We start from the raw sequence: 24,402 nt of genomic DNA, 5'->3' as shown, positions 1-24,402 counted from the left end.
GACAGCAATATCCCGCCCAACCTCCGCCGCCGCCGCCATCCAGGCTGCCGCGCCGCTCCAGGCCCCATGCGCACACGGTCGGCAACGCGCCGGGCACGGCACTCCCTAGTACGCAGCCTATTTCAGGAAGCTTGCACGCGCCCTGTAAGCAACCCGCAATACAGCGCCACATATCGGGCTGCCACGGCGTCCGCATCGAACTGTGCGAGCACACGGCCACGTGCGGCCCGGCCACGCGCGGCAAAGGCCGCCGCATCCTCCCCGTACGCCAGCAGGATCGCATCGGCCAGCGCCTCATCGTCACCGGGTGCCACGCACCAGCCGCTGTCGCCGATCATCCGTGCAGCGTCGCCGACATCGGTCACCACCCCCGGCAGGCCACAGCTCATGGCCTCCATCACCACGTTCGGCAGGGCCTCCTGGATTGAGGAGAGCACGAAGAGGTCACTCGCCGCGAAAAGCCGCGGCACATCCTCACGCGGCCCCAGCACATGCAAGCGCCCGCGCAGGCGTTCATCCTGCAGCAGCGGGGCCAGCTCCGGGTTGTCTGCACTGATGCCGCTTCCCGCCAGCAGGAAATGCACCTTGCCGGCCTCGCCCGCCACGATGGCTGCCGCACGCAGGAAGCCGGCGTGATTCTTGGCCGGATGGAAACGACCGACCAGCGCCACAAGAAAGACCGATCCATCGATACCCAGCGTGGCCCTCAGTTGCTGCCGCGCCTCGGCATCCGGCCGGAAGCGGGCGGCATCGACGCCATTCGGCAGCACCACGCCGCGCCGGGCGTAACCGGCCGCTTCATGATCGATACGTGCCGTCTCGGCCACGTACAGCACCCGTGCTGCCAGCGACGAAAACCATGCATCCAGGCGGATCACCGCACGCGTGGCGAGGCTTTCCAGCTCCAGCCGCGCCAGGGTCTGATGAATGCCCGGCAAGACCCGCGCCCGAGGTGTAGCCAGCCGCGCCAGATGCGCGGCGACATTGCCGTGATACATCCAGCCCTGGATCAGATCCGGCCGGAAATCGCGCACCACGCGCCACAGCCGCCACAGGCCGGCAGGCGACGGCTGCGACGGCGCCATGCCCAGCTCATGCACCGCGATACCCAGCGCGCGCAGGCGGGCCCCCACGGGCTGCGGCTCGCGCAGCGACACCACGGCCACGCTCAATCCCTGTGCCGCCAGGCGCGGCAGCAACTGCTCCAGCGCCCGCTCGGCCCCGCCCACGCCCAATCCCGTGCTCACGAACAGCACGCGCGTGGCCGGATCGCCCCGGCGCTGGCGGCGCACCCGCAACCAGCTCAACCGGAACCACACCAGATACGCCAGCGAAGCGGCCAGCAGCACGCCCAGCAGGCGGCCTTCCTGCACACCGGCACGCCAGGCCACGAAGGTCGCGGCGGCAATCGCGGCGGCGGCCAGCCACAACAGACGCACCGCCCCTGCCGTGCTCAGGCCCATCTCCAGCAGCAGGTGATGCGAATGACCGCGATCCGCCTGCATCGGATTACGCCCCTCGGCCGCACGCCAGAAAGCCACCACGAACAGATCGATCACCGGCACGGCCAAGGGCGCCAGCGCCACGGTGAGCGGCACGCGGATCACGTCCGCGCCCCGCCAGCTCAGAGACAGGCGCAGGATCATCCAGCACAGGATCATACCCACGGCCAGCGCACCGGCATCGCCGAGAAAGACGCGCGCCCGCGCCTGCCAGGGCCAACGCGCGTTCCACAGCAGGAAACCCGCCAGCGCGGCAGCCAGCAGCGCAGCCAGAAGGGCCAGATCCAGCCGTGCGGAAAGTGCCGCCGCCGCACCCAGCGCCGCCGTGGCGATCAGCAGACAGCCCCCGGCCAGCCCATCCAGCCCGTCGATCATGTTGATCGCATTGAGCAGCGCCACGATCATCAGCACGGTCAGGGGTGCAGCCAGCCAGTCCAGTACCAGATGACCGCTCAAAAAAGGCAGCGGCAGCGAATGCAGGGCCGCGCCGCTGGCCCACACCAGCCAGCCCGCAGCGACAAGCTGGCACATCAGCTTGGTGCCGGCGCCGAGCTCCTGCGCATCGTCGACCAGCCCGACCGCCAGCATCAGCAAGGCCGGCCCGACCACCGTGCCCAGCAGCGCCAACTCGCCGGCCACAGCCACCGCAACGACGAAGCCCGCCAGCACCGCCAGCCCGCCCACCAGCGGAATCGGTGCGCCGTGCTGCTTGCGCGCATCCGGCAGGTCGACCAGCCGCAGCCGCGCCGCATGCCGTGCCAGAACCCGGCAGGCCAGCGCGCTCACGACAAATGCCAGCAACAAGGCAAGCCACAGCCCGCCGCCCCACTCATTCATCGGTGTGCTCTCCCAGCGCCCGGGCGTACGCCGCACGGGTCTGCGCGATCACCACGCCGTCGGCAAAGTGCGTCAGCACATGAGCACGCGCAGCCTGCCCCATGCGCGCGCGCAAGCGCGCATCGCACAGCAGTCGCAGCAGCGCCTGCGCCAAAGCCCCAGCGTCACCCGGCGGCACCCGCAAGCCGGTTTTGCCCTCCAGCACCACCTCACGGCAACCCGGCACATCGGTCGCCACCATCGGCACGGCACAGGCAGCCCCCTCCAGCAGTGCGCGCGGAATGCCCTCGCCTTGCGTGCTGGCCAGCACCACCACGCTCGCCGACTGATTCAACGCCAGCATATCGCTACGCTGGCCAAGAAACTCCACCTCGCCTGACGCACGCCAGGCCGCCAGCTCGGTCTCAGACACGCTTTCCGGGTTGCCTGGATCGGGCGCACCGGCCAGCAGGAAACGCACCTCCGGCAATTGCGCACGCACCCGCCGGGCCGCCTCGACGAATCCGGCCACCCCCTTGGAGTGCAGCAGGCGGGCGCACATCAAGACCACCAGAGGGCTTGCCATTTCAGCGGCGTCAGCCCCGTAGGGTACGCCATGCGTACCACACGCCCCCTTCGCCGGCCGGAACACCTCCGTATCGATACCATCGCCCGCGATCACCCAGACCCGGCTTTTCGCCAGCACGCCATGCGCGGCCAGCGTGTCGCGGTTGTCCGGGTTCTGGAAGATCACCTCACTGCCACGCAAGGCCACGCGGTACAAGGCCAGCACCACCGGCCGGATCAGGCGGGCCTTGGGGGAATCGGCCAGCAACGCGAAACCCAGCCCGGTCACCGAATTGACGACGGCGCGCACGCCGCCCAGCCGCGCGGCCAGCGAACCGTAGATCACGCACTTGATGGTGAAGTGGTGCACCAGATCCGGCCGCCATTGGCGATACAGCCAGCACAGCCGCCAGATCACGGCCAGCTCGGCCAGCGGATTCACGCCGCTGCGCGAGACCGGCAGCGCCTGCCAGTGAAAGCCCAGCGCCTGCAGGCGCGGGCCGTATTCCCCGGGCGGCGAGAGCAGGATCACCTCATCGCCACGCACGCGCAACGCCTCGGCCAGCGAGCGCTTGAAATTGTAGAGAAACCAGTCGGTATTGGCGAAGAGCACGATGCGCCGCCCACTGGCCTGCCGTGGCAAGCTGCCACCACCGAAGAGCCGTGCGCGCGCGCCATCGAAATCCAGCGCCAGCATCAGCAGGCCATACAGCCCCGCAGCCAGGATGATCTTCAGCAGCAGCCCGCCCCAACCGGCCACCGCCGGCAACAGGCACAACAGCGCCCCCATCGCGGCGGCGGACAGCAGCGGCGGCCAGAGCAGGCTTGCCGGCAGGCTCGGGCGCGGCAGACCACGCGCACCCCACAGGCTCACGCCGGCACCGGCTCCCTGCCCCAGCAGCAAGCCCAGCGCGGCTCCCGCGCTGCCCAGCACGGGCACCAGCCACCAGGCCAGCAGCAGGCCCAGCCCCGCAGCCAGGGCAATGCTGGCCGCGTGCCACCAGACCCGTTTGCCCAGCAGCAGGGGCTGATCCAGGTAATACATCTTGACGCCGGCCAGCACCGCCAGGGCAGCCACCGTATGACACAGCGCCGCCGGCACGGTGGCGAAATCGGCCCCATACAAGCGGGGCAGCAGCTCCGGCAGCAGCAGCGCGAAGCCGAGTCCGGCCGGCAGCATCAAAGCCAGTACCAACGCACCATGGCGCGTGTAGAGACGCTGCGCCTCGACTGCATCCTCCTGCCCCCAGGCCAGCACCAGGCGCGGATACCAGGCCGTGGCCAGCCCGGCGAACATCAGGCCCAGCGTCTGCGTGGCCAGATCCATCACGGCGCTGTAGCTCCCCAGTTCGGCCAGTGGCAGCAGGCGTTCGAGCAGGAAGCGATCGCCCCAGTAGGCCAGATAGGCAAGCAAGGAAGTCAGCAGCAAGGGGCCGCCGAAACGCAGCAGGTCGCCACGCAAGGCCGGTTCGGCCGGCGTTGCCCGCAGGCCCGGACGCCACACTTCGCCAGCCGCCAGCGCGGCCACCGCGAAAGCAGCCGCCATCGCTGCCAGCACCCAGGGCGCACCGCCGCCGGTCTGCAGCACCAGCACGCAGAGCAACAGGTTCAGCACGGCCTTGCCAAGAAATTGCCAGGAATAACGACGGCTGCGCTGCAAGGCCGCCAGATATTGGCCGGAGAAATCGAACATCCCCTGCGCCAGCGCCAGGCAGGCCGCAGCAAACAGCACCTGCCCCGACAGACGCACCAGGCCGCTCGCCTCCAGCCCCCAGGCAAGCAGCGCGAGCGCGAGGCCCAGGCCGAGCAGCAGCCCGCGCAGCAGCCCGACCAGGGCCGGCCGGTGCCGCGTCTCACCATGGAAACGCGCCAGGCTGGCATTCAAGGGATTGAACAGCACCAGACAGATCGCGGCAGCCACGGCCAACCCCAGCGTGAGCTGGCCATAACCTTCCGGCCCCAGCCCGCGCACCACCAGCGCCAGCGTAAGCATGGCCAGCACGCCGGCTGCGATACGCACCGCGATGTAGGCCGCCGAAGCGCGCAGACTCACGCGGGCGCCCCCAGCTCATGCGCCAGCGCGATCCAGGTCTGCGCCACCTCGGGTGCGGCAAAACGCGCGGCCCGCGCACGCAGACGTTCGCTCACTGCCGCACGCGCTTCGCCCTGCAGCGCCAGCCGGGCCTGAATACCCTCCGCCAGCGCCGGGGCATCATTCACCTCGACCAGCCAGTCTGCAAACTCTTCGCCGAGAATTTCCGCCGGGCCATACGGACAATGCGTGGCAGCCACCGGGCAACCGGCGCCGATGGCTTCCATCAGCACGTTGGACCAGCCCTCGTAACGCGAACTCATCACCAGCACGCCGGCACGCGCGTAGAACGGCGCCGGATCGCGCTGCCAGCCCAGGCAATGCACGTTTTCCAATGCCTGCTGCGCGATCTCCCCGGCTAGCCAGGTGCGGTCCGGCCCGTCGCCGACGATCACCAGTGCGGGGCGCCCCGCCGGCAATCCGGCATAGGCCTCCAGCAAGGTATCGAGCCCCTTGGTATGCCGATCCAGCCGCCCCACGAAAAGGATGAAGCCCGGCGCCAGTGCCTCGGCCTGCGCGAGGCTCGCCGCATCCGGCGCCTCTGCGGTAGCCAACGGGTTGGGGATGTGGCGCAAGGTGCGCAAGGAAAGGCCCATGCCTAGCATCAGCTCGCCCGCCACGCCGCGCGACACGGCCACCACGCGCGCCGGCAGGCGGTAGAGCAGCGTCAGCGCCAGCCGGCGCCCCGCCGAAAGCCAGCGCGGATTGTGATGCACGCTGACCACCAGCCGTTTCAGCCAGCCGCCGCGCAGCCCGGCGAGGCAGCACACCATGCCGGCCTCGTCCATGAAGGCCATCACCACGTCAGGCCGGAATTCGCCCGCCACCCCGGTCAGGCGGCGCACACGCTGCCGGGCGACGCTTGCACGTGCGAACAGCCCTTTGCGTGCCGGCAACTGCATGTCTTCGACGGGCACGCCGAAATCCAGTTGTGGCCCCTCGGCATTGAAGGCCAGCACGCGCACTTCATGCTCCCGCGCCCATTCGCGCGACAGCACCGCCGCGACCTGCTCCGCGCCGCCGCCGTACACCAGCGGCGTCACCACCAGAATGCGCATCTCAACGCCCCTTCGGCGGGAAGCAGGCCAGGCCCGCCAGACGCAAGCCGGTGGCCGCGGCATCGTGCTCCTCGCCCCAGGCCAGCACGGCCGGGCGATGGAAGCGGAAGCCATCGCAGAAGGCCACGGCGATGCGCTCCAGTGAAGCGGCCTGCCCTGTCAGCGCGTAGGCCTGGGCACAGCGCTGCATCATGAACCACGAGGGTTTGCGCTGCCAGAAGGCATCACAACGTGCCGCCTGGGCTGCCGCGCCACCATCCTCGGGGGCCCAGGCCTGCAAGCGCAGCCCTTCGGCGTGTGCGGCCAGCACCGACCATGGCAGCACACGATCCAGCAGCTTCGCTGCCTTCACGCGCGAGGCGCTGTCCTCCGCCACGGTCAGCAGGCGATTGGCCTGGCGTACCGCATGCCAGTCGTGCAGTGCCCACAGGCAGCCCAGCAGAGCCACCAGACCGAGCAGAAAACCCGGCCAGCGTGGCAGATGCAGCACCGGCAGCGCGCGATCCGTCGCGTCGGCCACACCCATCGCCAGCCCCAGCGGCACGATGAAATACACATACCACAGCGGGTATTCGACCAGACTGTGCAGGCCGATCACCGCCACGCAGGCCAGTGCCCACAGGGATTCGGCCTCGCGGGCGCGGAACAGTTGGTGCACGTACCACCACAACAGCCCCAGGATCAGCAGGACTGCCAGTGGCAGGCCAAATTCGGCCGCCAGTTGCAGCGGCAGGTTGTGCGCATGCTCGGCGAATTTCGGGAATGCCGCGGGCGGGGTATGGAACATCGCCTCGATGGAGGCCTGATAGAAGCTGCCCGGTCCGGTCCCCAGCCAGGGGTGCGCCTGGATCGATTGCCACGCGGCCAGCCAGTTGTAGAGACGCTGCCCGTTGGAGCCGGCATCCCCCGCGCGCTCGATGGCCGTGGTCACACCGAAGACATCGAGCAGATCGCCGTAAGTCACCAGCAGCTGTGCCACCACCGAACACAACGCAGCGAGCAGCAACGCACGCCCCAGCCGGCGCGCGCCCTCGTCGCCGCGCAGGCTCACCAGCCCCAGCACCAGAAACGCGGCGGTATACAGCCAGGCACCGCGCGAGGCCGACGCAGCAGCGGCCAGCGCCAGCCAGGCCGCGAGCAGCAACAGGAAGAACCAGCCGACCAGACGCCGCGCATGCAACCAGGCCAGCGAAGCCAGACCGAGGAACAGCAGATTGGCGTAATGATTGGCCTGGCCGACATTGCCGAAGGCCTGCCGGTAAATCTTCTGCATCACCAGCCCGCCAAGATCCCAGCCCAGCAACTGCGCCAGACCGGCCAGCGACTGCAGCAGCGCACAGCCGAACAGGCCCAGTGCCACCGTCAGCATCCAGGATTCGCCGCGCAACTGCGCCCCCAGCAGATAGGCCAGCACGAAGAAGCTCAGATAGGCCGGATAGCCAAGCCCACGGCTGCCCAGGCCCCAGGCCAGACAGGCCAGCCCGAGCAGCAGCGCCAGCCAGGGCGCCACGCCGAGGCGCAGCTCCAGCCCCTCGGGGCGTGCCAGCATGGCTGCCATGAAGGCCAGCACCACACCCAGTGCCGCGGCGAATTCCGCATAGAACACCGTCTGCGGAGCCTGATGCACATTGATCAATGTCGCCCCGGCCAGGCCCAGTCCCAACAGCGCCACTCCGGCGCCAGCAACTCGCGAACCCATGTCTCCCCCGAATGAGGCCACGTCCCCCGCGGCCGGCTTTCAAGCTGCGGGATTCTACGCTGGCGCGCCCGCCCACGGCGCACCCGGCATCCCTGCTGACACCATGCTGTCAGCACCCCCCGCGCATCCTTGCACCCGTCAATCGCTGACCGGTCCGCCCCTCTGGTGGAGCCGCCCCGTTTCCTCACCATTCTTCACGCAAGGAGTCCGACGCATGAACGCAGTCAACTGGTTCGAAATCCCCGTGGCCGACCTGGAACGCGCCAGCGTCTTCTATGGCCGCCTCTATGCCACCGAATTGCAGCGCAACAACGATTTCCCCGGCATGCCCATGGCCATGCTGCCCTATGTGGAACCCGGTGTAGGCGGCTGCCTGGTCAAGATGGACGAGGCCCGCCCGCATGCGGACGGCGTGCGTGTCTATCTGAATGGCGGTGACGATCTGGCAACGATTCTCGAGCGTGTGGTCCCGGCGGGCGGCAAGGTGATCGTGCCCAAAACCCTGATCCACGCCGAAATCGGCTATTTCGCGATCTTCGCCGACACCGAGGGCAACTTGCTCGGGCTGCACTCGATGCACTGATCATCCCGATGGGGTGCCGTCATTCAGCCCCCTTGGCAGGCTCAGAGCCGGAATTCAGGGGACGGACTCGCTCTGGATTCCGGCGTATGTCGGGATGACGCCAACACGCAATCCGCCGCTTTTGATTCCCAGCGCACCCACCGCCACAACCCCGTTCGTGCTGAGGGATCGAAGCATGAACGGGCGCCTTTCCGGCCAAGGAATTCTGGAGACGGGGAAGTAGAAAACCGCCGTCATTCCGGCGAATGCCGGAATGACGCCAATGCGGGCCCCGTTCGCGTCCCCCCGAAAGCAACGGTTCCTGGCCCATAATCCAGCCCCCCCCTGCCAACCGCTCCCCCGCCGCCCCCGAACCGCCACATGCGCCGTGCAGACCGCCTTTTCCGCCTCGTCGAACTGCTGCGCAGTCGTCATTGCGCCACCGGTGCCTGGCTGGCTGAGCAGTTGCAGGTCTCGCTGCGCACGCTGTACCGCGACATCCGCGATCTCAGCCTCTCCGGTGTGCCGATCGAAGGCGAGGCGGGCGTGGGTTACCGTTTGCGCTACCGCATGGATGTGCCGCCGCTGATGTTCGACGCGGAGGAACTCGAAGCCTTGCTGATCGGCACGCGCATGGTGCAGGCGTGGGCGGATGCCGACCTCGCACGCGCGGCCAGCGGTGCCCTGGCCAAGATCCACAACGCCTTGCCCGAGGCACGCAAACGTGAAGCGCGGCTCGCACGGATCTTCGTGCCACCAGCCAATACCGCGCCGGCCTGGCTCGGCCCGCTGCGCGAAGCGATCCGTGCGCGGCACATCGTTCATCTGGATTACAGCGACGCCGCCGGGGCGCGCAGCCAACGCAGCGTCTGGCCCCTGGGCCTGTTCTTCTGGGGCGCGGCCTGGACGCTGATCGGCTGGTGCCAGTTACGTGACGATTTCCGCCACTTCCGTCTGGACCGTATGCTGACGCTGGATGTCGGCGACGAATCCTTCCCCGACCAGCCGGGCCGCCGTCTGGACGACTTCTTCGATCAGCTCGAGCGCCGCGAAAGCATCCGCATCACGCGGGATTGAGGTCTTTGCCCGCATGTTGCGCCAGCGCCCAGGCCACATGCTCGCGCACCAGTGCCGAGGGGTGGTCGGCCCGGCTGCGCAGCGCGGCGAGCACCGCTGGCGTGGTGGGCGCATTGCCCAGGCCGGTGGCAAGATTGCGTAGCCAGCGCTCGTGACCGATACGGTAGATCGGCGAACCGGCCAGACGCGCGTTGAAATCTTCCTCACTCCAGGCGAAGAGTTCGACCAGCGTGGCGCGGTCCAGCCCGTTGCGCACGGCGAAGTCCAGCTCGCGCGTGGGGCGTGCGAAGCGATTCCAGGGGCAGACCGTCTGGCAGTCGTCGCAGCCATATACACGGTTGCCGATGGCTGCGCGGAACGCCTCGGGAATCGCACCGGCGTGCTCGATGGTGAGATAAGAGATGCAGCGGCGGGCATCGAGCCGGTAGGGCGCGACGATGGCACGCGTGGGGCAGGCTTCGATACAGGCGCTGCAGCGGCCGCAATGATCGATCTGCGGCGCATCCGGCGGCAACGCGAGGTCGACGTAGATCTCGCCCAGAAAGAAGGTGGAGCCTGCCTCGCGGCTGAGCAGCAGGGTGTGCTTGCCGCGCCAGCCCAGACCGGCACCGGCCCCCAGCGCACCTTCCATCACCGGCGCGGAATCGACGAACACACGATGGCCGAGAGGGCCGACGGCGTCGGCGATGCGGTCCGCCAGCTTCTGCAGCCGCGCACGCAGCACCTTGTGGTAATCGCGGCCCCAGGCGTAGCGCGACACCACGGCGCGCTCGGGGCGGGAGAAATCGGCACGCGCAGCCGTCATGTCCGGCTCCGGCCAGTAATCCAGACGCGCGCAGACCACGCTGAGCGTGCCGGGCACGAGTTCCGCCGGCCGGGCGCGCTTCATGCCATGGCGGGCCATATAATCCATGTCGCCGTGAAATCCGGCCGTCAGCCAATCCGCCAGCCCCGCCTCAGCGCCCGGCAGTTCGATGCCGGCGATCGCCACGGCGCCCAGCCCCAGTTCCCCGCCCCAGGCGCGGATCTGCCGGACCAGTTCCTGCGTATCGAGAGAATCCGTCGAATGCCCGCTCATGAAACTTCAGCGCTCACCAGCCATCTGTGCAACGAGGCCGCCACCGAGGCCTGCGGTGCGGCGTTGGCCGCAGCCCTGCAGCCGGGGCTGGTGATCTGGCTGGAAGGCGACCTTGGCGCGGGCAAAACCACCCTCACCCGCGGTCTGCTGCGCGCGCTGGGGCACCAGGGCAGCGTAAAAAGCCCGACCTACACCTTGCTCGAAGTTTATGCAGTTTCTAGAATGTCGCTGTATCACTTTGATTTCTATCGGTTCGCGCATCCAGATGAGTTTCTCGAATCCGGCCTTGAAGAGTATTTCGGCACACCGGCCGTCTGCCTTGTGGAATGGGCGGACAAAGCTGCACCGCATGTGCCGCAGCCGGACCTGCTGGTGCGGCTCGCCGTGGCAGGTGAAGGCCGCAGCGTCAGCATCGAGGCTCGCAGCCCACGGGGGCAGGCATGTCTGAGCAGCATCGGCCCGATCTGAACCGCCGCCGTCTGCTGCAGGCCGGTGGCGCGGTCATGTGTCTGCTGGTCACGCCGGTAGGCCTGGTCCAGGCTGCCACGCGCATCCTTGCGGTGCGCGTATGGCCCGCGCAGGACTATACCCGGATCACCCTCGAAGGCGCGGCCGACCTGAAATACAGCCACCAGATCGTGAAGGATCCGGAACGCCTCGTCGTCGACCTCGAAGGCGTCGAATTCAACAGCGTACTGCAGAGCATTCCGGGCAAGATCTCGGAGTCGGACCCCTACATCAAGCTCATCCGCGCCGGCCGCAACCGCCCGGGCATTATCCGTATCGTGGTGGAACTGAAGAGCGAGATCAAACCCCAGGTGTTTTCGCTGCCACCGGCCGGTGATTACGGCCACCGCCTGGTGCTGGACCTCTACCCCACCGAGGAACGCGACCCGCTGCTGGCCTTGATCGAAAAACGCAGCCCCGAGGAAGCCGCCCGGGGCGCATCCGGCGAGGATGAACTGGCACGCCTGGCGAAGGAACGCGGCCAGACCCAGACAGTCACGGCCCAGGCCGACCCGGCCAACCGCAAGACCGGGCGTGGAGACAAATCCACCCCGCTACGTCTCATCACCATCGCCATCGATCCTGGCCACGGCGGCGAGGATCCCGGCGCGGTCGGCCCACGTGGCACCTACGAGAAGAACATCACGCTGGCCATCGGCAAGCTGCTCAAGGCACGCATCGATGCCGAACCCGGCATGCGCGCGATGCTCACGCGCGATGCGGATTTCTTCGTCCCGCTGGCCCAGCGGGTGGATAAGGCGCGCCGCGTACAGGCAGACCTCTTTGTCTCCATCCATGCCGACGCCTTCACGCGTCCCTCGGCCCGAGGCAGCTCGGTATTCGTACTCTCGGAGCGCGGCGCCACCAGTACCGCCGCGCGCCTGCTGGCGCAAAAGGAAAACGCAGCCGACCTGATCGGCGGCGTAAACATCAACGTCAAAGACAACCATCTCGCGCGCACCCTGCTCGATCTCTCGCAGACCGCCACCCTCAACGACAGCCTGAAGGTCGCGCAGGCAGTGCTCGGCGAGCTGGGCAACATCAACCAGTTGCACAAGACACAGGTGGAACAAGCCGGCTTCGCCGTGCTGAAGGCGCCGGACATTCCCTCGCTGCTGGTCGAGACCGCCTTCATTTCCAATCCGGAAGAAGAAAAACGTCTCAACAATCCGGCCTTCCAGAAGGAAATGGCCGAAGCCTTGCTGCGCGGCATTAAGCTGTACTTCGCGAAGAATCCACCGCTCTCGAGCGGCCGCGTGATCGCGCTGAACTGACGCTTACCACGAGGCCACCTGCACCGCCTCCGTCGGCGGCCGACCATCCTCATGCGGGATGGGTAGGCACTTAACCCGCCCCGCTCCAGGGTCGCCCTGGTTTCATGAAGCCTGCCAGGCTTCCTGCCCTCTGACAGCCCCACAGCACGAACACCGGAATCCCGGTCAGCACCTCCGGAGTGACGCACATCGTCACTGCACTGGCAGGTCGCGTCACCTGCTGCGTGCCGGTTTCGCGCCAACCCGGCTTGGCGCGCGGCTTTCCATCGCGGGAAGGGACTGGCATAGCGCTTGCGGCGTCTGCTGCTGTCACAGGACCGAAGCCACCATGAATTTCAGGCCACACAAAGCCGTACTCGAAAAATTCGAACAAGATGCCGAACGCACCCCGGAGCGCTACCGCCTGCATCTGGCGCTGCTGGCCTTGCTGGGGTACGTCTATCCGCTGGGACTGGTGCTGTGCGTACTGGTCGGCTCCTCCTGGGGTAGTGGATACCTGCTTGATGGCGGCGCACTTCCTGCCCTGATGTTGCTGACCCCCGCAGGCGTGGCGTTGGCCTTGCTGGCAAGACTGCTGACCCGTGCGGTTCCCCCTGGGCAGGGCCAGCCTCTCACGGCCACACAGGCACCCAAGCTGTTCGCCATGATCGACAAGATCCAGATCCGGCTGAAAACGCCGGCGTTCGCAAACATCTTGCTCGACGACAGCCTCACGCTGTCCATCCATCAGTTGCCGCGTTTCGGCATCCCAGGCCTCGGACGGGCGGAGCTGAGCGCCGGCCTGCCATTGATGCAGGTGCTCTCGCGCAAGGAGTTCGCCGCCCTGCTCGCTCACGAGCATGCACGCCTGGCCAATACCGAAGACGCGTTCGCGGTCTGGATCCACCGCCTGCGCAGCCACTGGCTGGCATTGCACGCACAGTACGCGCAACGCAAAACATTGCTGGATCTACCCTACGCGTACTTCCTGCGGGCTTACGTGCCACGCTTCGCTTCAGCCGGCCTGCCGATCGTTTGCCAGCTGGCCCTGGCCGCAGACCGGGCAGCCACCGAGATCGTGGGCGCCCAGACCGTTGCCGACGCCCTGATCGCCGACCATGTCCGCAGTCGCTTCATCAGCCAGCGCTTCTGGAAGGAGCTGTGGGCACGCGCGGATCAGCAGCCTGCGCCAGCCTATCTGCCGCATGGGTCCATGCGGACTGCGCTGCACGCCGGACTCACGCGCGCCGAAGCCCAGATCTGGCTGGAAGAAGCCCTGCGCACGCAGACCGATCTGGAGGCCGAAGCACCCTGCTTGCAAGACCGTCTGCTGGCGCTGGACTGCCCACCCGAGTTGCCGCTGGATGCCACGCACAGCGCGGCACAAGCCTTGTTCGGCGAACATCTGCCCGCACTGCAGCGCAGGTTTGACCAACAATGGCTGGCGGACAATGAACTGGCCTGGCGCGCACGCTTCCATGAAGTCAGCAGTGCGCACGAAATCACCCGCCGCCTGGACGAGCGTGATCACAGCCTGCTCGGCCCTGACGAACTGGAGCACTATGCCCAGGCGCTCATCACTGTGGGCCGGCAGGCCGAAGCCGCCCCCTTGCTCTGCCGTGCCGCCGACCACCCTCACGGCAGCGCCCGGGCGGCATTCCAGGCGGCCCGCCTGCTGCAAGCCCGGAATGACGAGACGGCGATCCGCTACCTTGAACTGGCCATGGATCGCGATGCGCAGTTGATCGAAAACGCCACCATCGAAGCGGCGCACTTCTACGAAGCGCGCGGTGATAGCGAACGGGCTGGCTACTACTGGGATCGCCTGGCTCGCAGACACGCCGCCTAGGCGACTCTTCCCCGGGCATGGCATGCAGTGCAATGCGGGCCAGCCGGGCATAATCGCCATTTTGCCTAGCCGGAGATCCCGATGAGCCAGCCCTTCCCTGCCGAACTCGTATTCCCTGCGCCCGCCGTCATCAGTCTGCCGGTCGCGGGCAGTGACGCCCGCTTTCCGGTGCGCCGCGTCTACTGCGTAGGCCGGAACTACCTCGACCACATCCGCGAGATGGGCAATGACGAACGCCAGCCGCCGGTGTTCTTCAGCAAGCCGCGCGACGCCGTGGCCGCCAACCACAGCCGCATCCCCTACGCGCAAGCCACCAGCGATTTGCACTATGAACTGGAGCTGGCCGTGGGCCTGCACTCAGGCGGCCAGGACATCCCGCCCGAAACCGCCCTGACCCACGTCTTCGGCTATGCCGTAGCGCTGGACATGACCCGCCGCGATCTGCAACGTGCACTCTCGGCCAAGGGATCGCCCTGGGATGTGGCCAAGGGCTTCGACAACTCCTGCCCCTGCGCCGCCATCCACCCGGCCAGCACGGTCGGACATCCGTCCTCCGGCAACCTCGAACTGCGCGTCAATGACGAGATCCGCCAGAAAGCCGATCTCGCCCAGATGATCTGGGACGTACCGAACATCATCGCCTACCTCTCGCGCTATTTCACGCTGGCAGCCGGCGACCTGATTCTCACCGGCACGCCGGCCGGCGTTGGCCCGGTGAAGGCCGGCGACCGCCTGGAAGGCCGAATCGACGGTCTGGAAACCTTGTACATCGACATCGTCTGAAAGCAGTTAGGATCGGCTGGCGCACACGCCCTACCGCTCACGCCATCTCGAACATCTGCCCGAACCGGAAAGGAGACACGCCCATGACGCTCTGGATTCTCGGCGCCATCGCGCTGGCCATCGCTTGCTACATCGTCATGCTCTACAACGGCCTGGTCACGCTCAAACATGGCGTGGCACGTGCTTGGGCGAACATCGACGTACTGCTCAAGCAACGCCACGACGAGCTGCCCAAGCTCGTCGAGGTCTGCCGCCAGCATCAACAGTTCGAACAAGCGACACTGGAACGCGTGATCGCCGCGCGGGCCGGCGTGGCCAGCGCCCGCGAGCAACATGACATCGGTGCACTCGGTGAAGCCGAGGATGCCCTGCGCGCCGGGCTGGGGCGCTTGTTCGCCGTGGCCGAGGCCTACCCCGAACTGCGCACGAGTGAGCACTTCATGCAGTTGCAGGGCCGCATCACCGGTCTGGAAAATGCCATTGCCGACCGCCGCGAGCTTTACAACGAGGCCGTAAACCTCAACAACGTGCGCGTCGAGCAGTTTCCGGACAACTTCATCGCGCGAGGATTCGGCTTCGACGAGCAACCTCTGCTGAAATTCGCCAACAGCGAAAAACGCGACGTGGACATGCGCAAGCTGTTCCAGGCCTGAAAGAGACGCCCGCCCGCCTCCCTCATGCGTTTTTCCATCCGTACCTTCGCCGACGGGCACTGGCTCCTGCTCGCACTGCTCGGCCGTCTGCCACGCTTGCGTCTGCCACGCTTGCGTCTGCCGCTCATGCTCTTCGCACTGGCATGCATCTCGGGCATCACGCTGGTTCAAGTATTCGGAGATCGGACGCCACCGCCCTGGCTGTTCAGCCTGATGGCAGCCATTGGCGTGCTGTTGCTGTGGGTGCGTGCCTATCGCCGCTATCGCCTGATCGCCGATACCCCGCATGCCCCCATCGCAGCCACGCCTCAGGGCTTCGCGGCCATCAGTGGCATTGGCCGAGTGCCACCGGAAGAGCTGCCGCTACGCTCACCGCTGCATTACCTCCCCTGCCTGTGGTATCGCGTCAAACACGAGAAAAAGGACGACGGCAACAACTGGCAGACGGAGCACGAGGAATGCAGCGATGCGCCGTTCTATCTGGAGGATGTGGATGGACAGCGTTGCCGCATCGATCCGGAAGGCGCCCGTGTGGAGGCCCTGCTCTGCGACGAGGTCGTCGACGGCGACAAGCGCACGACTCAGTGGTTGCTGATCCCCGGCACCCCCATTCATGCCGTCGGTCACTTCAGCAGCCGCAACCCCGGCGTGGATCGCCCGCCGCTACGTGTGGAAGTCCGCGACCGGTTGGCGGAATGGAAGGCCAGCGGCCATACGCAGCGCTTCGATCTGGACGGCAACGGAGAGCTGGATCTGCAGGAATGGGAACTGGCCCGAGCAGCAGCATTACGCGAAACCCATCGGGAGCGTGCAGCCTCCAGCAGCCAGCCCGACGAGCATCACCTGTGTGCGCCCAGAGACGGCCGCCCCTTCTTCATCGCGGACCATCCACCGGCCCGTTTCGTGAAGCGCCTGAAGGGGCAGGCAGCTGGCTGGTGCATCATTTTCCTCATCCTGATGGTGTTCACCGGCTGGCTTTATACCGGTGGCGCCAGCTGGTAAGCACAGACGAGCCATCGCAGGGGCATGGCATGCACCTACGTATCCGACCAGACGATCTCGCGCAGAGCCAGCAAAATGCCCGAGAAAAACAGGAACCAGACGAGCAACCTGCGGAACTGCTCATCAGACAGGCGCCGGAAGACCGCCATGCCCAGCTGTGAAGAGATCAGCGTCGCCGGCAAAGCAATTGCGATCAACAGGAGGGTCTCCTGCGAATAGTGCCCACGCCAGGCAAAGAGGGCGACCGCGAACGCCAGGATCGTCACGTTGTAGGGGCGCAGCACGGCACTGATTTCGAGCTTGCTCCAGGGCTGCATCGCACACCACATCATCGGAAATGCGCCGGAAAGCGAAGCGGCGCCCCCGAGTACGCCTCCCAGAAAACCGACGAACGCATCCATTGCCGGTATCGGACGCTCGATTGTCGGGAGTGCCCGACGCAAGGCGAAGAAAGCGCCGTAGAGCAACATGAGCCCCGCGATCGCGAGCTTCAGCACCGTCGTGCTGACAAGGCTCAGCACCATCGTCCCAAGCGGAATGCCGACAAGTGCAGGCAGCAGGAAGCGGGGTAGATTCCGGACTCCTCGCTCCAGATCACGCCGAATCAGCCACAGGCTCTGAACACCGCTCACGACAGACATGACTGCCGCGATGGCTACTGCCTGACTCGCAGGCATTACCTGGAGCCAGATGCCGAGCGACAGCAGTGCCGTACCAAACCCGGCGAGTCCATTGATGAAGCCCCCGGCAATCGCGCCAGCCAACAGGGCAAGGATCAGTTCTGATGACACGATGACATCCTCCGGGCTGGCTTGAAGGTGTGCTTTCCCAGCGCCATGCGGGCCTAAGCCGGCACAGGGTTACAAACAACCGCCAAGCTTGGCATTTTGCTTCGTGCAGCCAGTGCATGGACCCGAACTGATGGCCGGACGGCTCAGAAAACCCGACGCGCAAAGCATCGACAGGGTGGCGCGAGCGTTGCAACCAGCAACCAGCGAAGCGCTTGCCGTTGAATGCCGGCAGTTCTGGTGGCCACAAAGAAAAAGCCCCGCAGCAACAGCATGCGGGGCTTCCGGAGCGGAACAGAAGAGGTATCAGTCGCGGATACGGCGGCGTGCGATGAAACCCATCATGGCCAGACCAGCAAGCATCATGGCGTAGGTGGAAGCTTCGGGCACAGGGCTAACGGCAGCCAGCGTGGTACCCAGCTTCAGGCCGCTGACGGTCACGGAATCACCCGCATCCAGATTGGCCGAACGCAGGCCCAGGGTGCTGATCGAGGACAAGCCGGAATTCCCCGTGGCCGTCGTGCTGCCGACCAGGTTGTTGGCTGCGTCGTAGAAGGACACGGTCAGGCTGTTATAGGTGGTGCTGCCGCCGGTCTTGGAGAGCTGGGCTACCAGGGTGAAGGGTGTAGTCGCTGCTGCTGCTGGCCGAAGTGATGTCGCTGCCGGAAACCGCAGATCCGGCAACACCACTGAGGCGGGCAAAGATATCGTTGCTGCCGGAAAGATCGGATTTGATACCGAAGTTCGGCACATTGGTGTGGTCGGCATTGCTCGAGCCACTGTCAAACCACAACGAGACGAAATCGTTGGCGCTCAGCTGGCTACCGGCCGCCACCGTGAAGGTCAGGCTGACAAACAGGTTGTCGCCGGAATACGGCGCCGTAAGGCTCGTGACTCCAACGGAGTTCTGGGTACCGGTGAGCGTCGTATCGCTCCAGGTGCCAGCAAGGGTAAGTTGGCTAGCCTGGGCGACAACCGAACCGACCAAGAAAACCAAGGCGAGCGCTGCTTTCTTCAAGAACATGATTTCGCTCCAACTGTCAGGGTGAGCGCAGTCTATTCAGATGCCGTCAAAATCGCTGCGGAATAGTTCGCACTGAATCGATAATTTTTTTGATCAATCCATAAATTTCACAGAACGGCCGCGTGGATATGCATCTGCACGGAAAGACGGCCCAGATCCAGCTCCGGATTCCGTGCCTGAGCGGCAAACTCCCCTAAAATGCCGGCCTTGCTCCGTAGCCACCCAGCCATGCTCCGCCTCACCGAACTCAAGCTCCCCCTCGACCATCCCGAAGAAACCCTGCATGCCGCAATCCTGGCACGCCTCGGCATTGCCGGAGATGAACTGCTGCGCTACACGGTCTTCAAGCGCAGCCCGGATGCGCGTCGCAAAAGTGCGATCCAGTTCATCTACTCGGTGGATGTGGAGGTACGCGATGAGGCCTCGCTGCTTGCACGCTGCCAGGGGCAGGCACACATCGGCCCCAGCCCGGACATGGCCTATCGCCTTGTCGCCCGCGCGCGGCTTGGGCTTGCCGAGCGGCCGGTGGTGGTCGGTTTCGGCCCCTGCGGGATACTGGCCGCACTGGTGCTGGCGCAGATGGGCTTCCGCCCCATCGTGCTGGAACGCGGCAAGGCCGTGCGCGAACGCACGCAGGATACCTGGGGGCTTTGGCGCAAGCAGATGCTGAATCCGGAATCCAATGTGCAGTTCGGCGAGGGCGGCGCAGGCACATTCTCCGACGGCAAGCTCTTCAGCCAGATCAAGGATCCACGCTTCCTCACGCGCAAGGTGCTGGAAGAATTCGTCAAGGCGGGGGCTCCCGAGGAAATCTTGTGGATCAACCGGCCACACATCGGCACCTTCCGGCTGGTCGGCATGGTGGAGAAGATGCGTGCCGAAATCATCGCGCTGGGCGGCGAGATCCGCTTCCAGAGCAAGGTGGACGACATCCTGATCGACAACGGCCAGGTGGTCGGCATCAAGGTCGGGGAGGAAACCATCGCCACGCGCCACGTGATCCTCGCAGTCGGCCACAGCGCGCGCGACACCTTCCAGCTCGTACACACGCTCGGCATCTATGTCGAACCCAAACCCTTCGCCATCGGCTTCCGCATCGAGCACCCACAGAGCCTGATCGATGAATGCCGCTACGGCCCCTTTGCCGGCCACGAATTGCTGGGTGCGGCAGACTACAAGCTCGTCTATCACGCAAAGAATGGCCGTGCTGTCTATTCCTTCTGCATGTGCCCGGGTGGCACCGTGGTGGCGGCCACTTCCGAGGAGGGCCGTGTGGTCACCAACGGCATGAGCCAGTACTCACGCAACGAACGCAATGCCAATGCCGGCCTGGTGGTCAACGTCAATCCAGAGGATTTCGGCGCCACGGCGGACAACCCGCTCGCCGGCATCGATTTCCAGCGTCACTGGGAATCCCGCGCCTTCGAGCTGGGCGGGCGCAACTATTTCGCACCGGCACAGCGTGTCGGCGATTTCCTGGCCCGGCGAGCCTCGACCCGCCTTGGCTCCGTCGAACCCAGCTACAAGCCCGGGGTGACACCGACCGATCTTTCCACCGCCCTGCCCGACTACGTCATCAAGGCGATGCGTGAAGCCATTCCTCAGATGGCCAAGCAGATCCGTGGCTACGATCTGCCGGACGCCGTGCTCACCGGAGTGGAAACACGCACCTCCTCGCCGATCCGCATCAGGCGCGGGCCGGACTATCAAAGCCTCAACACGCGCGGCCTCTATCCGGGTGGTGAAGGTGCAGGCTACGCCGGCGGCATCATGTCGGCAGCCGTCGACGGCATCGAGCTGGCCGAAGCCGTAGCACTCAACATGGCGGAATCATCCCGGTGAACGATCTGATCCATTGGGAAGAACACGGCGCGGCACGCAGCGCACGCTGGCTCAGCGAATCCGGGCAGCCCCCCGCGCAGGCCATACAGCTTGCCGACGACAGTCTGCGCGCCAGCACCACCTGGCAGCTCGCCAGCGAAGGCACGGGCCTGCTCTGGCGAGGCGACTGGCAGAACGCGCGCAACCTGCTGCAAGCCATGACACGCCGTGCCGATCACCAACCCCGCAAACAAGCGAAGACGCCACTAGAAGCCTTCAATCTGCATCGCGCGGCTCAAGCAAGGCGGGCACAGACATTGGGGCGCCTGCTGATCGAGGTCGCCCCCGGCCATGTGATCCCGTTGCGCCGTGCGCAGGATTTCGCACAAGCGGGGCTGGAAGCCTGGGGCGAAGCCAGCGAGCCCTATATCGTCAGCCTGCGTGAACTGCTGGGCGCGATCAGCGCGCATGAATGGCGCAAGAAAAGCGTCTTCGTGCCTGCACTGGGCGCACAGATCCACCCGCACTACGGAGTGTTCTCGCCAGTACGCGGTGAATATCTCGATCTCGTGGCCCAGGCGCCACTGCCCGCTGCCCGCCTCGCTTTCGATATCGGCACCGGCACTGGCGTGATCGCGGCCCTGCTCGCCCGGCGTGGCATTCAAAAGGTGGTCGCCACCGATCTGGCGCCACGTGCGCTGGCCTGCGCAGCAAGCAATATCAGCCGGCTCGGTCTGGATGCACGTGTCGAGCTGCAACAGACGGATCTCTTTCCTGCTGGCAGGGCCGGGCTGATCGTATGCAATCCGCCCTGGCTGCCGGCACAACCCGGTAGCAGCGTGGAAACTGCCGTATACGATCCGGAAAGCCGCATGCTGCGCGGTTTCCTGCAAGGCCTGCCGGCGCATCTGGAAAACGATGGAGAGGGCTGGCTGATCCTCTCGGATCTGGCCGAGCATCTCGGCTTGCGCACGCTCGGAGAACTCCAGCAGCATTTCAGCGACGCCGGCCTGCGGGTGCTGGAGCGACACAGCATCCGCCCCCGTCATCGGCGCGTCCAGGATGCCAGCGATCCGCTGCACGCTGCGCGCATGGCAGAAATCACCTCGCTGTGGCGTCTCGCCTGCCGCTGATCCGGGAACTCCAGCCGCTGGCTCCTGTCCTTGTCAGGCAGCATCCTACAAAGCTACTTCCGTTTTACTTGACATGAGCGCACTCATGCAGGAGGAGCTGGCTTCAAGATCGCCTTTTTTCAACAAGTACAGGAGACATTCGATGAATCTGCGCAAACTCGCCCTGATTCGATGAATCTGCGCAAACTCGCCCTGAGCACTGCACTGGCCATGTCCGTGGCCGGCCTGGCCCATGCGGCCGAACCGCTGAAGCTGGAGTTCAAGAACGGTGACCCGTTCTCTGCGGCTTTCAAGGCGCTACCCGAAGAGGCCTCCAAACCACTGCTGACCGTGACCGGCGGCAAGCCGGCCATTGCCGATGGCGCACTCGTGCTGCCCGGCGCGCGCTTCACCATCGGGGCCGTGCCAGGCGCTGATGGCAAGATCCCCGAGAGTACGGGCAGTGGCCGACCTGCCGGGGTGCTGGATTTCTCCAAACCCTACAAAATCACCGTGCGCATCGCGGAAGCCACCACCAAGACAGCCGGCAAGGACAGCTTCTACATCTATGTGAACAACAGCACCTCCCGCCAAGCGGACAGCCCGCTGGGTCGCGGTTCGCAACTCGTACGCGTCGGCGTGGGCGAACTCAAGGCCGGAGACAATGTATTCACTGGTAGCCTGGGGGATGCCACCTCCTTCGTGCAAATCCGCACCGAGTCCGGCGCCGAGGTAAAGATCGAAGCAATCACCATCGAGCAGGAGTAAGGCAGGGCCAGCGCCCGCCCGCAGGGTGGACCGCTGATCTGGCAACGCAAGGCCCCTGCACTCCCGCTGTGTGGGGTCGCGGCCCCCGAGGGGGTGGGCCGCCCGGCGGCAAAAAAAGCCCGGCTCATTGAGCCGGGCTTTTTGCTGTCAGGACGACGGATCAGAAGGACGTGACGTCGCTCTTGCTCACATCACAGTACTGGGTATTCCAGAACTCACCGTATTTCTCGGTAGAGCCCGATCCTTTCTGGATGCCCTTCCACTCTTCGCAGACCGTCGGCGAGCCAGACTTGTAGCCCTTGATCTGCAGGTTGCGGATGGTCGCCTTGTCGCCATAGTTGCGGTTCACACCCAAGATGGAACCGATCTTGGCGTCGATCTTCGCCCCGTCGATCACGAAGTAGCGAGGCCCGCTATTGCTGGTGCAGTCACCGCAGGAGCGCGACAGCTTGCCGTGTTCGCCCAAGGCGGTGAAACCGTTGGTGACCTTCACCGTGGCGCGCACGCCGTTGTTCTGGAAGATCTTGTCCGGTTTGCCGCCGACACCACTGCTGGCACTGTTATAGGCCGAACCACCCTTGATGTGCATCGTCACGTCGGTGTACTTGACCGACGGGATTGAGGCTGCATCCTCGCAGATGTCTTCCCAGACCACGTTTTCCAGCACGCAATTGCCGCCCACGCAGTGGATGCCATCCGATCCGCCGTTGGCTGCGATGCGCATGTTCTTCACGGTGGCGTTGTTCAGGGTGAACACCGCAGGCTGGCCTTCATCGTCCCCCTTGCAGGACAGGCCCACCGTCTTGCCGCCGCAATCCACGGTCTCATTGGTGAAACTGGCCCCAGCCACACACTTGCTGCTGCCCGAACCGGAGGACGAGCTGCTGCTCGACGAAGAGGACGATTGGCTGCTGGAACTGCTGGAGGAAGCACTGCTGCTGGTGCTCGAACCCGAATACGAGCACCAGCGGGTACCACTGATCGAGTTCGACGGGAACAACGAGGCCTGGCATGTAAACGAGCCCGTCAGCGTCGCATACACAAACGTACCTGACTTGCCGAAAGCCACCGAGCGGGTTCCGCTCATGCTGCAAGTCTCACCTTCCTTGACACACTTGGTATAGCCACTGGGATAGTCGGTCGCTGCATGTACGCCTGCCGACATCGCCAGGGCCAGGAGGCCCATCACGATTTTGCTGCGCATCTGTCTTCTCCTCTGCCATATGATTGGTCACTCCGAGCGGAACCTTGGCTGTCCCGGCACAGAGGGCTGGCGGCCTGGAAAGCCGCGATTCAGCGCGGGCGGATTCTCCCGATTGGCGGAAGACGGTCAAGCCGCCGCCTTTTCGTCCCTATAAGACAGATGGATCGGATTTACACAAGGGTTTACCCCCAACAAAAAAGGACAATCGGCGCGTCGCGAGCGCACTGTGATCGAAAGATTTCAGATCAATGACAAAGGGATTTCAGGAACACAGAATTGCCAAGCATTTGCATTCGGACCGGCTCGCAGCACAAAACATGAGGCGCACAGCAAAGGCGGTTTGCCGGAATCCGGCCTGGCAGGCTCAACAAGCAATCCGGCATATACAAATAAAAACATTCAATAAATGCATAAGCCGCACTTTTATCTCTCTTGAGATTTCTTAACCTTTTGGTGTACGCAAAAACGCCCTCAACCCCTTCTGCGTATTGAGATGGATGGGCTTGCCGTTAGAATCCAGCCTGTTTCCCACGCAGTCACCGCCGATGTCCCAAACCCGCATCTGCCTCGTCCGCCACGGCGAGACGCCCTGGAACGCCGAGCGTCGCCTCCAGGGGCACGAAAACATTCCCCTCAATGCCACTGGCCGCCAGCAGGCCGAAGCTGCCGCACAGGCACTCAGGCAATGGCAGTTCGACGCCATCGTCAGTTCTGATCTGGATCGCGCTCATGAAACCGCCAGCATCATCGCCAGCCGACAGTCCGCCGCCGTACGGTTCGATCCCCGTCTGCGCGAGCGCCATTTCGGCCTGATGCAGGGTCTTACGCGGGATGAGGCCGAACAGCGCCATCCCGGCCTGTATGCCCTGCTGCGCAACCTGGAGCCGGACAGCGTGCCGGCAGGCGGTGGCGAATCGCTGCTCGTATTCCACGCCCGTGTACGGGAAGCGCTGGAAACCCTGGCAAGGATGCATGTCGGCCAGACCCTTCTGGTCGTCAGCCATGGTGGCTGCCTGGACGCGATCTACCGCATGGTCACGGGGATTCCTCTGAGCAAACCGCGCGACTTCCCCCTGGGCAATGCCACGCTGAACTGGATCGAGCACGAAGCCGGCCGCTGGCAACTGCTTTCCTGGGATGAACGAAGCCACCTTCGCGGCAGCCGCGACGAGATCACCCTCTAGCGC

22 protein-coding genes are annotated in these 24,402 nt (G+C 65.4%); 13 read left to right on the top strand and 9 right to left on the bottom strand.

Annotated features, from left to right (window positions below; all coding sequences use genetic code 11):
• Positions 1 to 122: 122 nt before the first annotated feature.
• Genes BGI27_RS09475 through BGI27_RS09460 form a run of 4 tightly spaced genes read right to left on the bottom strand, consistent with a single transcriptional unit; the run spans position 123 to position 7,734 of the window.
• Positions 123 to 2,339 carry a glycosyltransferase gene (locus BGI27_RS09475; protein WP_095524629.1) on the bottom strand — a complete coding sequence of 739 codons (2,217 nt, stop codon included), beginning with the start codon at positions 2,337 to 2,339 and terminating at the stop codon, positions 123 to 125.
• A complete protein-coding gene (locus BGI27_RS09470; protein ID WP_095524628.1) occupies positions 2,332 to 4,938 on the bottom strand; it encodes a glycosyltransferase in 2,607 nt (868 codons plus the stop codon). Before BGI27_RS09470 ends, BGI27_RS09475 begins: the two co-directional genes overlap by 8 nt.
• Positions 4,935 to 6,035, bottom strand: a complete 1,101-nt coding sequence (locus tag BGI27_RS09465) for a glycosyltransferase (RefSeq protein ID WP_170942992.1) — start codon at positions 6,033 to 6,035, stop codon at positions 4,935 to 4,937. Before BGI27_RS09465 ends, BGI27_RS09470 begins: the two co-directional genes overlap by 4 nt.
• Before the next feature lies 1 nt (position 6,036).
• Positions 6,037 to 7,734, bottom strand: coding sequence for a PglL family O-oligosaccharyltransferase (locus BGI27_RS09460; protein ID WP_095524626.1), 1,698 nt, complete (start codon positions 7,732 to 7,734; stop codon positions 6,037 to 6,039).
• Between the two features lie 214 nt (positions 7,735 to 7,948).
• Between BGI27_RS09460 and BGI27_RS09455 the strand changes: the two genes are divergently transcribed.
• Positions 7,949 to 8,317, top strand: a complete 369-nt coding sequence (locus BGI27_RS09455) for a VOC family protein (RefSeq protein ID WP_095524625.1) — start codon at positions 7,949 to 7,951, stop codon at positions 8,315 to 8,317.
• A 360-nt stretch (positions 8,318 to 8,677) separates the two neighbouring features.
• On the top strand, positions 8,678 to 9,373 hold the full coding sequence (locus BGI27_RS09450) for a helix-turn-helix transcriptional regulator (RefSeq protein ID WP_095524624.1): 696 nt from the start codon (positions 8,678 to 8,680) through the stop codon (positions 9,371 to 9,373).
• Here the strand turns inward: BGI27_RS09450 and queG are convergent.
• A complete protein-coding gene (gene queG, locus BGI27_RS09445; RefSeq protein ID WP_095524623.1) occupies positions 9,360 to 10,451 on the bottom strand; it encodes a tRNA epoxyqueuosine(34) reductase QueG in 1,092 nt (363 codons plus the stop codon). The two genes, BGI27_RS09450 and queG, sit on opposite strands and share 14 nt — an antisense overlap.
• Here queG and tsaE point away from each other — a divergent pair.
• From tsaE to BGI27_RS09415, 6 genes are all read left to right on the top strand, one after another.
• Positions 10,440 to 10,919: a tRNA (adenosine(37)-N6)-threonylcarbamoyltransferase complex ATPase subunit type 1 TsaE gene (gene tsaE, locus BGI27_RS09440; RefSeq protein WP_095524622.1), complete on the top strand. Its 480-nt coding sequence runs from the start codon at positions 10,440 to 10,442 to the stop codon at positions 10,917 to 10,919. The two genes, queG and tsaE, sit on opposite strands and share 12 nt — an antisense overlap.
• Positions 10,892 to 12,232 carry an N-acetylmuramoyl-L-alanine amidase gene (locus tag BGI27_RS09435; RefSeq protein ID WP_095524621.1) on the top strand — a complete coding sequence of 447 codons (1,341 nt, stop codon included), beginning with the start codon at positions 10,892 to 10,894 and terminating at the stop codon, positions 12,230 to 12,232. The genes tsaE and BGI27_RS09435 overlap by 28 nt, the downstream gene beginning before the upstream one ends.
• A 328-nt stretch (positions 12,233 to 12,560) precedes the next feature.
• On the top strand, positions 12,561 to 14,060 hold the full coding sequence (locus BGI27_RS09430) for a M48 family metallopeptidase (protein ID WP_095524620.1): 1,500 nt from the start codon (positions 12,561 to 12,563) through the stop codon (positions 14,058 to 14,060).
• An 81-nt stretch (positions 14,061 to 14,141) separates the two neighbouring features.
• Entirely contained in the window at positions 14,142 to 14,843 is a 702-nt protein-coding gene (locus BGI27_RS09425) for a fumarylacetoacetate hydrolase family protein (RefSeq protein ID WP_095524619.1), read from the top strand.
• A gap of 83 nt (positions 14,844 to 14,926) precedes the next feature.
• A complete protein-coding gene (locus BGI27_RS09420; protein WP_095524618.1) occupies positions 14,927 to 15,496 on the top strand; it encodes a LemA family protein in 570 nt (189 codons plus the stop codon).
• A 24-nt stretch (positions 15,497 to 15,520) separates the two neighbouring features.
• Positions 15,521 to 16,498 carry a hypothetical protein gene (locus BGI27_RS09415; protein WP_095524617.1) on the top strand — a complete coding sequence of 326 codons (978 nt, stop codon included), beginning with the start codon at positions 15,521 to 15,523 and terminating at the stop codon, positions 16,496 to 16,498.
• A gap of 35 nt (positions 16,499 to 16,533) precedes the next feature.
• Here the strand turns inward: BGI27_RS09415 and BGI27_RS09410 are convergent, their stop codons facing one another.
• The 3 genes from BGI27_RS09410 to BGI27_RS18040 all read right to left on the bottom strand — a co-directional run bounded on the left by BGI27_RS09410 (position 16,534) and on the right by BGI27_RS18040 (position 18,310).
• Positions 16,534 to 17,289 carry a sulfite exporter TauE/SafE family protein gene (locus BGI27_RS09410; RefSeq protein ID WP_095524616.1) on the bottom strand — a complete coding sequence of 252 codons (756 nt, stop codon included), beginning with the start codon at positions 17,287 to 17,289 and terminating at the stop codon, positions 16,534 to 16,536.
• 303 nt (positions 17,290 to 17,592) lie between these two features.
• Positions 17,593 to 17,847: an FxDxF family PEP-CTERM protein gene (locus BGI27_RS18045; RefSeq protein WP_223871719.1), complete on the bottom strand. Its 255-nt coding sequence runs from the start codon at positions 17,845 to 17,847 to the stop codon at positions 17,593 to 17,595.
• 10 nt (positions 17,848 to 17,857) lie between these two features.
• Positions 17,858 to 18,310: a hypothetical protein gene (locus BGI27_RS18040; protein WP_223871718.1), complete on the bottom strand. Its 453-nt coding sequence runs from the start codon at positions 18,308 to 18,310 to the stop codon at positions 17,858 to 17,860.
• 228 nt (positions 18,311 to 18,538) lie between these two features.
• On the opposite strand from BGI27_RS18040, the gene BGI27_RS09400 reads away from it, so the two are divergent.
• The 3 genes from BGI27_RS09400 to BGI27_RS09390 all read left to right on the top strand — a co-directional run bounded on the left by BGI27_RS09400 (position 18,539) and on the right by BGI27_RS09390 (position 22,011).
• Positions 18,539 to 20,152: an NAD(P)/FAD-dependent oxidoreductase gene (locus BGI27_RS09400; protein ID WP_095524613.1), complete on the top strand. Its 1,614-nt coding sequence runs from the start codon at positions 18,539 to 18,541 to the stop codon at positions 20,150 to 20,152.
• Entirely contained in the window at positions 20,149 to 21,264 is a 1,116-nt protein-coding gene (locus BGI27_RS09395; RefSeq protein ID WP_095524612.1) for a methyltransferase, read from the top strand. The genes BGI27_RS09400 and BGI27_RS09395 overlap by 4 nt, the downstream gene beginning before the upstream one ends.
• Positions 21,265 to 21,435: 171 nt before the next feature.
• On the top strand, positions 21,436 to 22,011 hold the full coding sequence (locus BGI27_RS09390; RefSeq protein ID WP_095524611.1) for a hypothetical protein: 576 nt from the start codon (positions 21,436 to 21,438) through the stop codon (positions 22,009 to 22,011).
• Positions 22,012 to 22,171: 160 nt separating this feature from the next.
• Here BGI27_RS09390 and BGI27_RS09385 read toward each other — a convergent pair whose 3' ends face one another.
• Entirely contained in the window at positions 22,172 to 22,861 is a 690-nt protein-coding gene (locus tag BGI27_RS09385) for a pectate lyase (protein WP_223871717.1), read from the bottom strand.
• Here BGI27_RS09385 and BGI27_RS18035 point away from each other — a divergent pair.
• Positions 22,842 to 23,135 (top strand): hypothetical protein, encoded by a 294-nt coding sequence (locus BGI27_RS18035; protein WP_223871716.1) that lies wholly within the window; start codon positions 22,842 to 22,844, stop codon positions 23,133 to 23,135. The genes BGI27_RS09385 and BGI27_RS18035 overlap by 20 nt on opposite strands.
• A gap of 625 nt (positions 23,136 to 23,760) precedes the next feature.
• Complete coding sequence (locus tag BGI27_RS09380; protein ID WP_223871715.1) at positions 23,761 to 24,399, top strand: histidine phosphatase family protein; 639 nt, start codon at positions 23,761 to 23,763, stop codon at positions 24,397 to 24,399.
• Positions 24,400 to 24,402: the final 3 nt, after the last annotated feature.

The organism is Candidatus Dactylopiibacterium carminicum (assembly GCF_014736495.1).
Taxonomy (GTDB): Bacteria; Pseudomonadota; Gammaproteobacteria; order Burkholderiales; family Rhodocyclaceae; genus Uliginosibacterium; species Uliginosibacterium carminicum.
This window is presented reverse-complemented; position numbering and strand designations above follow the sequence as displayed.

Excerpts from the sequence above, each read along its gene's own strand:
- BGI27_RS09475 (WP_095524629.1), bottom strand. The coding sequence starts at position 2,339 with ATGAATGAGTGGGGCGGCGGGCTGTGGCTTGCCTTGTTGCTGGCATTT.
- BGI27_RS09465 (WP_170942992.1), bottom strand. The coding sequence starts at position 6,035 with ATGCGCATTCTGGTGGTGACGCCGCTGGTGTACGGCGGCGGCGCGGAG.
- BGI27_RS09460 (WP_095524626.1), bottom strand. The coding sequence starts at position 7,734 with ATGGGTTCGCGAGTTGCTGGCGCCGGAGTGGCGCTGTTGGGACTGGGC.
- BGI27_RS09455 (WP_095524625.1), top strand. The coding sequence starts at position 7,949 with ATGAACGCAGTCAACTGGTTCGAAATCCCCGTGGCCGACCTGGAACGC.
- BGI27_RS09450 (WP_095524624.1), top strand. The coding sequence starts at position 8,678 with ATGCGCCGTGCAGACCGCCTTTTCCGCCTCGTCGAACTGCTGCGCAGT.
- tsaE (WP_095524622.1), top strand. The coding sequence starts at position 10,440 with ATGCCCGCTCATGAAACTTCAGCGCTCACCAGCCATCTGTGCAACGAG.
- queG (WP_095524623.1), bottom strand. The coding sequence starts at position 10,451 with ATGAGCGGGCATTCGACGGATTCTCTCGATACGCAGGAACTGGTCCGG.
- BGI27_RS09435 (WP_095524621.1), top strand. The coding sequence starts at position 10,892 with ATGTCTGAGCAGCATCGGCCCGATCTGAACCGCCGCCGTCTGCTGCAG.
- BGI27_RS09430 (WP_095524620.1), top strand. The coding sequence starts at position 12,561 with ATGAATTTCAGGCCACACAAAGCCGTACTCGAAAAATTCGAACAAGAT.
- BGI27_RS09425 (WP_095524619.1), top strand. The coding sequence starts at position 14,142 with ATGAGCCAGCCCTTCCCTGCCGAACTCGTATTCCCTGCGCCCGCCGTC.
- BGI27_RS09420 (WP_095524618.1), top strand. The coding sequence starts at position 14,927 with ATGACGCTCTGGATTCTCGGCGCCATCGCGCTGGCCATCGCTTGCTAC.
- BGI27_RS09415 (WP_095524617.1), top strand. The coding sequence starts at position 15,521 with ATGCGTTTTTCCATCCGTACCTTCGCCGACGGGCACTGGCTCCTGCTC.
- BGI27_RS18040 (WP_223871718.1), bottom strand. The coding sequence starts at position 18,310 with ATGTTCTTGAAGAAAGCAGCGCTCGCCTTGGTTTTCTTGGTCGGTTCG.
- BGI27_RS09400 (WP_095524613.1), top strand. The coding sequence starts at position 18,539 with ATGCTCCGCCTCACCGAACTCAAGCTCCCCCTCGACCATCCCGAAGAA.
- BGI27_RS09390 (WP_095524611.1), top strand. The coding sequence starts at position 21,436 with ATGAATCTGCGCAAACTCGCCCTGAGCACTGCACTGGCCATGTCCGTG.
- BGI27_RS09380 (WP_223871715.1), top strand. The coding sequence starts at position 23,761 with ATGTCCCAAACCCGCATCTGCCTCGTCCGCCACGGCGAGACGCCCTGG.